7 protein-coding genes are annotated in these 13164 nt (G+C 66.6%); 4 read left to right on the forward strand and 3 right to left on the reverse strand.

The window, feature by feature from the left end:
* The first annotated feature begins 158 nt into the window (after window positions 1–158).
* A complete protein-coding gene (locus tag M8445_RS16575) occupies window positions 159–4106 on the forward strand; it encodes a hypothetical protein (RefSeq protein WP_273991087.1) in 3948 nt (1315 codons plus the stop codon).
* Complete coding sequence (locus M8445_RS16580) at window positions 4106–6871, forward strand: DEAD/DEAH box helicase (protein ID WP_273991282.1); 2766 nt, start codon at window positions 4106–4108, stop codon at window positions 6869–6871. The genes M8445_RS16575 and M8445_RS16580 overlap by 1 nt, the downstream gene beginning before the upstream one ends.
* A gap of 202 nt (window positions 6872–7073) precedes the next feature.
* Here M8445_RS16580 and M8445_RS16585 read toward each other — a convergent pair whose 3' ends face one another.
* Both M8445_RS16585 and M8445_RS18355 read right to left on the reverse strand, forming a co-directional pair.
* Window positions 7074–8120 carry a transposase gene (locus M8445_RS16585; RefSeq protein ID WP_273988203.1) on the reverse strand — a complete coding sequence of 349 codons (1047 nt, stop codon included), beginning with the start codon at window positions 8118–8120 and terminating at the stop codon, window positions 7074–7076.
* Between the two features lie 37 nt (window positions 8121–8157).
* Window positions 8158–8694: a DUF6444 domain-containing protein gene (locus M8445_RS18355; protein ID WP_380091873.1), complete on the reverse strand. Its 537-nt coding sequence runs from the start codon at window positions 8692–8694 to the stop codon at window positions 8158–8160.
* Window positions 8695–8745: 51 nt separating this feature from the next.
* On the opposite strand from M8445_RS18355, the gene M8445_RS16590 reads away from it, so the two are divergent.
* Window positions 8746–9858, forward strand: a complete 1113-nt coding sequence (locus tag M8445_RS16590) for a transposase (RefSeq protein ID WP_273991088.1) — start codon at window positions 8746–8748, stop codon at window positions 9856–9858.
* A 110-nt stretch (window positions 9859–9968) separates the two neighbouring features.
* Here the strand turns inward: M8445_RS16590 and M8445_RS16595 are convergent, their stop codons facing one another.
* On the reverse strand, window positions 9969–11264 hold the full coding sequence (locus M8445_RS16595) for a replication initiator protein A (RefSeq protein ID WP_273991283.1): 1296 nt from the start codon (window positions 11262–11264) through the stop codon (window positions 9969–9971).
* Between the two features lie 169 nt (window positions 11265–11433).
* Between M8445_RS16595 and tnpB the strand changes: the two genes are divergently transcribed.
* Window positions 11434–12681: an IS200/IS605 family element RNA-guided endonuclease TnpB gene (gene tnpB / locus M8445_RS16600; protein WP_273991089.1), complete on the forward strand. Its 1248-nt coding sequence runs from the start codon at window positions 11434–11436 to the stop codon at window positions 12679–12681.
* Window positions 12682–13164 lie beyond the last annotated feature (483 nt).

Here is a 13164-nt window from a genome sequence, read left to right on the forward strand (position 1 = left end):
CCGTCCCTCCACAGGTGATCCGTCCGCAGGTGCGGCAGCGGGCGATCCGACCGGGTGACACAATGGGCACAGCATGAACAGGTGTCCCAGCTGGTGGCCGGAAGGGGCCACCCGAACAAAGCGTGTGCTCCAGCGGACCGAGGATCCGGCGTGACAGCGTGACAGGCGTGCGCGCCGACCTGCTGCCCGCAGCTTCTGCCGGGCCGGATGAACAGCAACTGGCTGCGTTCCGCGCCCTGTCGTGGCAGCGGGATGAGGCAGCCGCGCACCTCGCCGGGTGCCGGGAAGCCCTGGTCGCCTGGGCGGGCCCGGACGTGGCGTTCGCCGGCCTGTTGCTGCTGAATTCCGTTGAGTTGCCCGGCGCGGTCGCGGCGGCTGTCTGGAAGCAGCAGGATGCAGAGAACCGCGCCCTGTACATGCAGCAGGAACTGACGCGCCGGCAGGAGAAACGGGCGCAGCGGACGGCGGACCTCGCGGTCGTCACGGCGCAACGCACTGCTCACGAGCAGGAGTCGGGGTACGTGAAGGCGCTGGCAGCCTTGCAGCCGAGCGCCGATCAGCTCAATACCGTGCGTACGCGGCTCGCGCAGGCGCTGACCCGACTGGCGGGCCTGCAGGGGCGCGGCCTCGCCACCCTGTGGAGCGCCGTGTCCGGACAGGCCAGCGCCCTGCAGCGGGAGGTGGATCAGGCCCGCCAGGATGAGGTGAGCGCCCTGCAGGCATACGAAACCCGCGCCCGTCAGCTGGGCGTGCAGCCGGTGCCGGACGCGGCGGGCGTGGCTGGTCAGGTCGCGCGGGAACAGAGCCGCCTCAATGAGCAGGGGCGGGAACTGGCCCGGCAGCACCACGCCATCCTGAGTGAGCTGTCGGCACTGGACGACCAGGACGAGGGGACACGCGCCAGGATCCGGACGCTGCGCCAGCGGGCAGCCTCTGCCTGGGAGACCGCGCAGCAGGTTCACGCGCTGCCCGCCTGGGACCGCTGGGTGGACCTCTGGGGCCGCCGGGAGGACGCGCGTCCCCTCTGGGAACGGCACGCGGACGCGGAACGTCAGTTGGAGGACGCCATGGGCGCCCTGGAGGGTCACCTGGCGACGTTCCCGGCACACCTGCGTGACCCGGTGGACGTGAAGCGGCAGCTCGGCGCGCTCGGGGAGGCCGCCCGTACCCGGCGGCAGGCGGCGCGCGAGCAGGTCGAACGGCACGCGTGGCGCGCCGCGCTCCTGTGGACGTTACAGGGGCGGGCCGGGGCGCTTGAAACGGCCCGGATTCACGAGGCCCGCCTTCACGAGGAGCAGGAGCGGCAGCGCGCCGTGGAAGCGGAGCGGATTCAGGAGGCGCAGCGGATTCAGGAAGCACAGGCGGCTCGCCGGCACGAGGGTCGCCTCACCTTCCTGGACGCCCTGCAGGAGAGACGGGCGGCCCTGACGGCGGTGCAGCGGCACGCGGAGGCAGCGGACCGCGTAAGGCAGGCCGGGGCGCAGGTCCTCGCGCTGGGATCAGCTCAGGAGGAACGTGGCGCGGCGGGCGGAGCAGCGGTGAGCGCTGCGTCGCCTGCGCCAGTGACCGCGCCAGTGGCAGCTCCTCACGTTCCGGCGCCTCAGCCGCGGGAAGCCTCGCCGGTCGCCGCTGCTCCGGTGCGCCTTGAAGGCACACAACTGGCGGACGCGAAGGCGCTGCTGGTCCGGCATGCGGGCGCGGCGGCGCAGGCGGCCATGTGCCTTGAGGCACTCGTGGAGTGGGCCGGGGCCGGAGTGGACGCCCCGCGGCTCGCGGAGCTGGTGACGCGTCCACTCCCGGCCGGGATGCAGGATCTCGTCGCGGCCTGGAACGCCCGGCCCGCCACGTCCTGGGGTGAGACCACACTGCCCGTCACAGGCTCAGAGGACGCGGCGGCCTGGCTGGCGTTCCGCGCCACTCTGGACGTGCCGGTCACGCTGGACACCTGGTGCCGCCTGTGGACGGCACGTGAGAAGGGAATGACGTTCTGGCGTCAGTGGCAGGGTGCGCGGGACACCATGACGGATCTCGAAGGGCAGATGACGCCGCTGTGGGCCGAGTGGCCCGCCGCGTCCCGGCAGGTCGGGGCGCTGCGTCAGGCGGTCGAGGCCGCCGGGCGTTCCGCGCTGCCTGCCGCGCCTTCACTGACGGCCGCGCAGGTGCGGCAGGTGCGGGCGCTGCTCGCCCGGTTCGACTCGGCGGGCGCCCGCGAGGTCAGGGGGCGTGCCGCGCTGGACCGCTGGGCCGGCCCTGGCCTGGACGGTGTGCGGCTCGGCCAGCTGGTCAGTGGTCCCCTGCCCGGTGAGATCACGCAGGCACTCGAGGCGTGGACGCGCAGCTCCCTGCCCGCGGATCTGAGCACGCAGACAGAAAGGGCCCAGGTGCAGGCGGCCGTGCAGGCTGAGAAGGACCGGTCGGCGGCGGTACTCGGCCCGCTGCGGGCGCTGCAGGAGCAGGCGCGGGCGGTCAGGCAGGCGGAGCATGAACTGGCGCGTGCCAGTGGGGCGGCGCTGCCGCGCGCGGAACGCCGCCTGTACGACGTCCGGCAGGCGTACGCCGCGCAGGCCGCCGCGCTGGGGTTCTCTCCGGCTCCGGCGCTCCGGCGGATCGAGACGCTGATCGAGGAGGAACTCGCGGCGTTCAACCGGCGACTGCAACCCCTGGACGCGCAGTGGAAGGCGCTCGTGAACCGGCCCGCACCCGCTTCCGCGCCCCCGGCTCTGCCCGGCGGGTGGAAGCGGGCGTGGGCGGCGGTGAGCGGCCGCCACGGGCTGCCCCTGCACCCGGACACCTGGGCGCGGTCACTGTGGCCACGCCGCGCCGAGGGCGAGCAACTCTGGGCGGAGTTGCAGGACGCCCGGCGGGAGCAGCAGGCCGCACAGGAAGACCTCACGGCCCTGTGCGCCTCCTGGCCGGCCGGAGCGCGCACGGTGGCCGCCCTGCGTCAGGCGGCGTGGCTCACTGGGATGGGCGCCCTGCCAGGCCCCACGCTGCCGGACCGCCCCGTGCCAGACAGACCGCCACGGAATCTTCCAGCACCGGCAGCCCCCGCGCGGCCCCCCGCACCCATCCCGGACGCGGCACGCGCCGCGCCCGCCAGCCCGGCCCGGTCTGCCTCCACGGGGCCGCCACTCCCCGGGCGATCGCCAGCGATGGCCCCTTCGGTGGACCAGGCGACTCCGCGATGGCCCGTTCCTCCGCGCCCGGTTCAGCCCACACCGGTCCGCCCGGCCCCAGTGGCCCGTCCGTCCGTACCGAGTGTGCCCGTACAGAACGTGGCTGCCCCGGTCCTGCGTCCGGCGCCGCTGCCTCCCGTCGCGCCGGACATGCAGACCGGCCCGGCCGTGATTCTGCCCGTCCCGCCCGCCGCACGTGGGATGACGCTGCCCCTGACCACTCCGGCGCTCAGCCTGCCCTGGCCCGTCTCTTCAGCACCCGTCCGGCCGTCTCCCGTGACGCCGCCACCCATGCCGACCACGCCGCCGCCGCGTCCCCTGGCCGGTCCCGGCCCGTCCCGGCCGGTGGTCCGGCCTGCCCCGCTCCTGCCCCCGGTGCGTGGCGTGCCGCTGCCGCCCCTCCCGGTCGCGCGGCCTTCGGCCCCGGAGCCCAGGGGGCCGCTGCCGGAGCCCGCGACCGGACGACTCACCCGGCGGCAGCGGGCCGAGCGGGAAGCGGTGCGCATCAGTGACCAGTACGACTGGGAGAAGGGCTTCCACCTCATCGCGGACGCCCTGGACCGGGACCGCTGGGGGCAGCTGCGGGAGAGCATCGAGCGGGAGATCGAGCGGGGCATGACGCCCGACGAGTTCGAACTGCTGCTGGAACTGCGCGCGTACTGGCATGATCAGACGCACTACCAGTCGCCGTACACCGCCCGGTACGACAGCCTGCCGTGGAGTCTGGGGATCGCCCTGATCCGCCGCTGCGCGGGCGTGCCGTGCCTGGACGACATGATCCTGCTGCTCGAGCGGCTCTACGAGTACGCGCAGGTGGCCTGCTCGCCACGGTCCCTGCCGGCGTTCTCGCAGCGGCTCGGGGCGATCCTCGATCAGGCGGACCCGGACGTGGACCTGGACTACTGGCTGAGCACCCGGGAGGGCCGGTGATGCTCCCGGCGATCGGGGCGTTCGTCACGGGCGTCCGGGACGGGCAGACCGGCACGGTCACCGGGCATGAGGGGGGCCGGCTGGTCGTGACGTGGCCGTCCGGGCACGTGACGCGCGTGGCCCGGGCGGACGTCCGCTGCGGCCTGAGCGCCGGGCAGGTCGTGCAGGATCAGCCGCGCAGCCTGCGCCCATCCCTCGGGGAGGGCCGCGTGCTGGACGTGCGGACCCTCGGCGGGCGGGAACAGGCCCTGGTGGAGTTCTGGGCGGCCGGGGAGCGGCAGTGGTTGCCGTGGGAGCAGCTCGTGCCCGTCTGGAGCGCCCAGTCCCTGTTCGAGCAGGGCGTGACGCCCCTGCCGGGCTTCGCGGAGCGCTTCCGGCTGCGGCACCTGGCGCTGGCGTTGCAGCACTGGCACCGCACGACGGGCGCGCTGGCGCAGGTGGACATCGACCCGCTGCCGCACCAGTTGCACCTCGTGCAGCGCATCCTGCAGAGCGGGAACCTCAACTGGCTCATCGCGGACGACGTCGGGTTGGGCAAGACGATCGAGGTGGGACTGCTGCTCGCCGCGCTGCGGGCGCGGGGCCTGCGCCGCTTCCTGCTGGTCGTCCCGGCGGGCCTGACCCGGCAGTGGCAGGCGGAACTCCGCATCCGTTTCGGGATGACCCAGGCGGTGATCTACGGGCAGGACTTCGAGATCAGCGACCCCGCCCAGTGGCCGCTGTTCGAGGTGGTGATCGCCTCCATGGACCGCCTGAAACACGAGCGGCAACTGGAACTCGTGCGGCAGTCGGGCCGCTGGGATGTGGTGGTGTTCGATGAAGCGCACCGCCTCTCCCGTAGCCTGTACGGCCTGACATACCAGACGTCCGAACGCTACAGGCTGGCCGCGACGCTGCGAACGCTGACCGAGAACGTCGTGCTGCTCAGCGGCACGCCGCACCAGGGGAATCTCGACCGCTTCGAGGCGCTGCTCGAACTGCTGCGGCCCGGCCCGGTCTGGCGGGAGCGGATCGCGCGGCTGCGCCTCGAACCGCAGCTGCTCGCGGGGCTGGTCATCCGCAACCGCAAGGCGGACGTGACCGACGCGCAGGGGAACTTCATCTTCAAGGGTAAAGTTACCCGCGCAGTCACCGCGCCGCAGAACGAGCCGGAGGAGGTGTTCGACCGGGCGCTGCGCCGCTACCTGAGGCAGGGCTACGACGCCAGCAGGGAAAACCGGAAAGCCATTGCGATCGGGTTCGTGATGACCATCTACCGCAAACTCGCCGCGTCGAGTGTGACGGCCATCCAGGGCGCCCTGGAACGCCGCCTGCTGCGCCTGCAACGCCAGGAGCAGGCGGCGGTTCAGCCAGTACCCACCCAGCCGGACGACCCGGACGACAGCAGCCCGTTCGTGGAAAGCGAGGAGCAGGTCAGCGGCACCCGCAGCGAGTTCTTCTCCGGCGAGACCGAGATGCTGCGCGGTCTGATCAGCCTCGCGCGGGAACTGCGGGCGCACGACACGAAACTGCAGGCGTTCACGCAGACCCTCATCGGCGGCATCCTGGCAGGCAACCCGGACGAGCGGGTGCTGATCTTCACCGAGTACCGCTCCACGCAGGACTACCTCGTTCAGACCCTCGAGCGGCTCGCGCCGGGCCGCGTGGACGTCATCCACGGCGGGCAGAACCTGGAGGAGCGCGCCGCGGCCATCGCTCACTTCGAGGACGCCGGGCAGTTTCTGGTGTCCACCGAGGCCGGCGGGGAGGGCTTCAACCTGCAGCGCCGCTGTCACGTCCTCGTGAACTACGACCTGCCGTGGAATCCCATGCGGCTCGTGCAGCGCGTCGGGCGCCTCTACCGATACGGGCAGGAGCGACCAGTCGTGGTGTTCAACCTCAGCGTCGCGGGCAGCCTCGACGACGAGATCCTGCGGCAGATGTACACGCGGCTCGATGCGGTCGCCGCCGACCTCGCCTCCGTCGCCGACGAGTACCGCGAGGGCCTGCAGGAAGACATCGTCGGTGAAGTCGCGAGTTTCCTCAACGTGAGCGCCATCCTGGCCGAGGCCGCCACGCACACGCCCAGCCGCACGCAGGCCCGCATCGAGGAAGCCCTTGAACGCGCCCGGCAGGCCGCGCGGCAGCAGGACGACCTGCTGCGCCACTCCAGCGGCTTCGACCCGGACGCCCTGCGCGGCGAACTCCCAGTGGGCGAGGCGCACCTGACCGCGTTCGTGGACGGGATGTTCGAGCAGCTCGGCGTGACCGTCACCCACCGCCTCCACGCAGGTCAGGTCTGGGAGATCAAGCTCCCGGAGGACCTGCAGCGCCAGTTGAACCTCAAGCAGAACCAGCGCGTCGCGTTCAACCGCCTCTCAGCCAGCAAGCACAAAGCCACGCTGCTCGACAGCCGCTCTCCCCTGCTCAGCGCCCTCCTCGAAACGGCCGGAACGTACGCTTTCAGTGGTCACGTCGCCCAGACGCCCCTCGGGGAAGGCGGCACGGCCTGCGCGACGCTGCGCTGGCAGGACGACCGCGGCCGACCCCTTAGTGAACGGTTCGTGGTTCTCCAGCGGCAGCAGGACGGTGTCACAGTCAATCCGCCGGCGTTCAGCCGGCACCTCCTGCAACCCGCCGCAGACACGCCGGGCATGCCGATGCTCACGCCCGAGGCGTGGCCGGACTTCGAACGCGCCCTGCACGACCTTCTCGCCGCCAGTGCCAGCGACGACCTGCACCCAGCCGGGTACCTCGTGACCGGCGTGGCATGGAACGCCGACTGAGACGAACTCCGTCTGTTTCCCTCACTCAACAGAACGCACAATGGATGCACCAGAAGTCCCAATTCCCGATGCCTCCATGCGTGGAACTGACCTAATCGGAGTCCGTCTCATTGAACAGGGGCAGCAGCTGAACACGCAGTTCATCGACGCGCTCGCGCAGCTGCGTGCGAGCAAGAGTTTCCACTTCCCTGCTGATGTCGTGTCACGCGGCGTCAAGCAGGGGGCCGTCCTGCTCCATCCCGGTCAGGACGTACTTTTCGGCATTCTGAGCTGCCTGCCGTTGTGCGGCCCGCCACGTCATTCCCGGTACTTCCCTACGCACCCGTAACACCGCGTGAAAGGCCTCCACCACGCACCACACCCAGTTCTCCTGCGCCTGGATCGTCCGGCAATGACAGCGTCCCAGTCCCAGGTTCTGCTTGAAGAACCGGTGAATCACCTCAATTCCCCAGCGGGCCTTCCAGGCCCGCAGCAGTGAGCGAACCGTGACGTCACCACCAAACGTGCTGAACAGGAAAAACCGTGTCCACTCCCCGTGCACCTTGCGCCACACGATCAGGACATCGAACCCACCGACCTCACGGGTGACCGACAATCGACGGACACGCCACCCGAACTCCGCGTACAGGTGGCAGCGTTCTGGAGGGAACTGCCGACTCAGCGCACCGAGGGTGAGTCCCTCACCCTCGAACTGCACGGTCATATTGGCTTTGGCACGGATCAATACCGGAATCTGATGCTCGCGACTGAAGGTCACAGCCGCGTCCCGCCCGAACTCCCCATCCAGGAGGAGACCCGCCATGGGGACGCCCGCCGCGAGGCAATCCTGGACGACGTGGATCATTTCCTGAGTCGCTGTACGGTAAGGATAGCGCTCTGTATGCAGGGCCTGGGAAACCTTGAAGCGCTCCAGCAACGGAACTGGATCTTCACCGAACCTGACCAGGGCCGCGGAGGTGAACTGATGGCCCAGACGGGTCTGGGCCTGACCGCTGTAGTGGTAGTTCACGCCTTCCATCGTCCGTCCGGCGTGGGGCACCATGACGAAATCAATGGCCAGGAACGCGCCCTCCGGCGCGTTCCTGGCTCGACGCTTGAAGTCCTCCGTGGAGGCGAAGGAGTCCCGCGCCATCTCTTTGGAGATGGCACTTTTACACAGGGTGCTGTAGGGGATGAGGCCACTGAGGCTGGTGACCCGGTTCAGCTGAGCGGTGATGATGCTGTGCGGTAGGCTGGGGATGCGAGGCATAGTCACTTCGCATAAAGGCCCATGAGACCGGGGAATTTCAAGCCCCTGCCTCCTGGGCCTTCGTGCTGGTCGCTATTCCCTCGCCTGTGGAAACTCTTGGTGGACCGTACTGCACCTGAGCCGTGACGTGCGTCGGGAAGGGTGCTCGCTGCCGGTGATGACAGCCAGGGCAGATTTTGACGTCGGCGCGGTATTCGGTGACCTGAAGTTGCCACGCTGGGAGGTCATGGACCTGTCGAGCGACCTGAGTGTCGACTGGAACGTCGTCCCAGACCTGTCCGCAGGTACAGTGTCCGGTGACCGGGAGATGGACCGTGTGGTCGGGATGGACCGATATCTTGAGGGTCGTGCCGGGGTGATCTGGCTGAGCGCCAGAAGACCGGCCGGTCTTCTGGCGCTCACTCTTGGGCTGCCAGGGTTTGTCCTGACTGGGTGGCTGATTGGACGTGTGGCTGTTCTTGGCCTGACGTCCTTCGAGCTCTTGAAGGCGTTTCAGGAGGGCCGCAATCTGCGCTTCGAGCTCACGGATACGTGCCTCGAGTCGTTCACAGTTTGGGCAGGGAGTCTCGTTGATGGTCCACCTTACCCAATCGACTCCCGGAAGTCACCCTGCTGAGCAGTTACGGTGAACCCAAAGAATGCACGTGCCAGACGGCTCTATTCTGACATCCTCACCTGCTTCTCGCGCAAACAACATCGCGACTCCTTTCAGGTCTTCCTGGACCTCCTCCTCGACGGTTCCGGCCGTCCCCTGCCCACTCGCGCAACCGTCAAATCGCCCTCCGCGATCAGTCGCTTCCTCAACCACACGAGCTGGGATCTCCGGACGCTCTGCCGCTTCATGCGCCAGGCTGCACTTCAGCTCTTCAATGACACGTGGAAACATGCTCCACACCAGCGTCCCCGGCTCGAATTCCTGGTCGACCTCACCAGTCTCGAAAAAGCAGGAAAGTTCTCCGGACTCTCCGACTGGATGCACGTCCTGAACGCCGTTCACGGCGTTCACCTGGTCGTCCTGTACATCTGCTGTGGAGACCTGAAGCTCCCCTGGGCCTTTCAGATCTGGCGTGGAAAAGGCACGTCCTCACCCGCCGCGTTAGCCCTCAAACTGCTCCGCACTGTTCCACCCGTCATGCTTCAGGGGAAGCGCCGCCCCCGTCTGCATGCAGACGGGGGCTTCGAAAGTGCGGAGTTCATTGAGGCCGTCCTGGAAAGAGAAATAGACATCGTGATTGGTGTCCGGCGCAACAGAACACTCGCGAATGGGACACCCATTCACGAGCTGATGACCCGCGGGTACAAGGCACAACTCCAGGGTCTGAAACCCACCATGTACGTCTCGTGGGCATGGCTATACCGGAACAAAGAGCCAGAGCAGCGCTTCGTCATGTCGAACATCAACCTGGGCGGCAAGTACCTGGCCAGAGTCGGGAAACGCCGCTGGCGGATCGAGGGCTTCTTCAAGACCATCAAGGGGCGGTTCGGCCTGGAGCGGTTCGCGCAGCACAGCAAAACAGGTGTGATGCGGTGGTGGTGTCTCTCAGGGCTGGCGTATCTGCTCTGCCACTTGGCAGATCAGGATGTGCCGCCCAGACCACCGGGAACATGGCCAGATTGGGGAGCGTTAGCGAGAACCGTTCGGTTCTCGTTTATCCCAGAAGTGCGTCGTAGAGCGCTTCAACTGGAACTTTCCGAGCTTGATGCCTTCCAGGACGCACTTTCTGCTCCTGCTCCCTAACTGCAACATGTCAGTTAACAACCCGGAAGAACGCCGGGTTGCCAACTCCACGTCCGGAACCCGTTTCTCTCCTGCTCGCTCCGCTCGGGTTGAAAGTTTCTGCAAACTTTTCAACCGGAGTCCGTATCAGAGGGTAATAGCGGTCTTTCCTCTGCCAGCTTCAGTAATGCCTCAATCAACGAGTCATGCCGCTGCCCAGGCTGCCCGACCACCTTCTGGTGCGCGTCGACCAGCACGTCATGCGGTAATTTCGCCAGCACGTCCCTGGACAGACGAGGCGTGCGCAGCAGGAATCCGAGGGTCCGGGCGAGTTCCTCAGCAGAACGGGACGTGACCGGCACGTCAGGCACATCCAGGGGAACCGGGGCAGCGGTGACGGTCCTGACTGCAGGCCGCGCCCCGGCCGTCCGGGTCCCTTCCGGCCACTGGTACTTCCCGTTCCCGTAACTGCGGACCACATCCAACACAAATCCAACATGGTTCTTGGGTTTATAGCCAGCACTCAGGATTGCTCTGGCCTGAGCGACGCCATCACGGACCAGGAGCGGGTAATCCAGGGCCGCTTTCCTCGAAGCGGCAAGCGGGACTTTCATGCCGGTCAGCAGATCCACCAGAGCAGCGTCGGGTTCAGGCGCTCCCTGACCGAACACGTAGAGGACTTCCTGCTGCTTCCCACGTCCGACAATGGACACCTCTTTCAGGTAACGGGCGGCCAGAAGGTCCTCATGAATAGGTTCAAGCGTCCTGCGGATCTTATCGGGCTTGTCACTGGCAATGCCGCACCGCTGGGCCAGTTCCATCAGCCCAATATGCAGGCTTGCCGTGCGGGTCTGATGCTGGACAGGATCATGCCGCAGGGCGTCGATGACCCGGTACGCCGCGCGCGCGGGTTGCCCCAGCGTCCGCAACAGCGTCATGCTCACAGGCTTGAAGTACCCGTTGCGGATGTTACGGGTCAGTTCCCTGGGCAGCGTGACCGCGATCATCTTGGCTCCGTCCACGTCCTTCCTGGCCCGCGTGAACACGAGTTTCTCAATCAGACGGAAGCTCGCCACGATCCAGTCGTCTTCCTCATGGCTCCGCCAGGCACCACCAATCCAGTACGTCGTGGCCGCCAGCCGCTCCAGACTCTGACGCATCATCTTCCTGTTCGCGCCACTGTCTTCAAGGCCGCACATCTGCAGCAATCGGTACATCGTGAACACGATCACGCCGTCTTCCGGGCAGCCCTGCTCCAGGTACAGGTCCTGCATGGCGAGGTAACTGTCGTTATCGACGCCGTGCGGAACGCCGAACTTCTGGGCGCCGTCGCATTCGATCTCACTCTTGACGCCGCCACGTTCGAAGGAAACCTTCCATGAGGTGTAGTCGGGAGCAATCTTGCGCTGGATGGAAATGAGGCCCAGTTGACGGAAGAGGGGCGCAAGCCCATGACTGAAGTCACGGGCTTGCCCCTCCCGCCCGCAGGTCGGCGAAGCCGAAGCCCCCAGTTATGTGATAAGCTAAACGAGCAATGCCCCCACGCCGCACCAACGGCTGGGAGCGTGGCAAGCACCTGTAGGAGGGTGTTGCAAGATGGAATCTATCACTCCCCCCAGGCGGAATAGGGCGTCCATTGTCCGGCTGTATCCGAACGCGGCTCAGACCGAGCGGATCAACCGCACGTTGGGATGCGCCCGGTTCGTCTATAACCACTTCCTTGCCCGCCGCATCGAAACCTACCGCCAGGACGGCAAGGGCATGACGTACGCCGCGACCGACAAGGCACTGACCCTGCTCAAGCGAGAAGAGGGCACGGCGTGGCTGGCTGAGGTGGACAAGTTCGCGCTGCAACAGTCCCTGCGCGACCTTGAGCGGGCGTACCAGAACTTCTTCCGCACCGCCGGGAAGTCCGGCAAGAAGGTGGGCTTTCCGAAGTTCAAGAAGAAGCGAACGGGTGAGGCATACCGCACCCAGTTCACGAACAACAACATCGAGATTGGCGAAGGGCGCATCAAACTCCCCAAATTGGGCTGGGTGAAGACCAGGGGTCAGCGGGAGGTGCAGGGGAAAATCCTGAACGTCACCGTGCGCCGTGTCCATGAGGGCTACTACGAAGCGTCTGTTCTCTGCGAGGTCGAAATTCCTTACCTGAGCACTGCGCCCAGGTTCGCGGCAGGTGTGGATGTCGGCATCAAGGACTTTGCCATCGTGACCGATGGCAAGGGGGAGTTTGAACATCATGCGAATCCGAAATACTACCGTTCCACCCTGAAGAAGCTCCGAAAGGCTCAGAAAACCCTGTCCCGCCGCAAGAAGGGCAGCGCACGTTACGGGAGAGCAAAAACCACGCTCGCTCAGATACACAAGCGCGTCGCCAACAAGCGGCAGGACTTCATCCACAAGCTCACGACCTCTCTGGTGCGGGAGTACGAAATCATCTGTACTGAACACCTCAAGCCCGGCAACATGCGGAAGAATCGCAGGCTGGCACTCAGCATCAGCGACGCAGGCTGGGGCGAGTTCATCCGGCAACTGGAGTACAAGGCGACGTGGTACGGGCGGATGGTGTCCAAGATCAACCCCTACTTCCCGTCCAGTCAGATGTGCCACGACTGCGGATTCAAGAACCCGGCCGTGAAGAACCTCGCCGTCCGCGAGTGGACTTGCCCCAACTGTGGCGAGACCCATGACCGAGACGAGAACGCCGCACTGAACATCCGGCGCGAAGGACTGGTGGCCGCTGGGATGTCGGACACCCAAAACGCTCATGGAGATTGCGTCAGCCCCGCTTCGGTGGGCAGTGGTCTGCGAAGTGAGAATCACGCGACTTCAGTCGTGTGAGGTTCAAGGACATTCAGATCCTCGCGAAAAACCCTGTCGTTGTCGGTGACTACTGTAGACACGGCCCCTCCGGATGCACCAGTCTACCGGGGTGCGCCCCTGCCGCCTATCCCGTTATGAATGGGGGGACGGCACCCCGTCATGAATGGGGGGAATACCGGAAAATCCGCGTGAGGAACGCCTTTTTTACTCTTCCGGGATACCCCCCGTTATGAATGGGGGAAACCGGGCAGTTCCGTACCGTTCCTGATGGGGGAAACAGGCAGTGCAGGGAGAAATCCGGCTGGCAGAGGCCCGTTGCGAATGAGGGAAAACTGCCGTTACGAATGGGTGGAACTGGGATTCGCCTACCGTTATGAATGGGGCGCGATGACCCGTCAGAAGCCTCAAACCCCCGTCACGAATGGGGGGAAACCCCGTTGTGAATGGGGGAAAAACACCTGTTTTTTACGTCTGACACGTGCCAACACTTCCCACTGATGT

It is taken from the genome of Deinococcus aquaticus (genome assembly GCF_028622095.1).
In the GTDB taxonomy this organism is placed as follows: Bacteria; Deinococcota; Deinococci; order Deinococcales; family Deinococcaceae; genus Deinococcus; species Deinococcus aquaticus.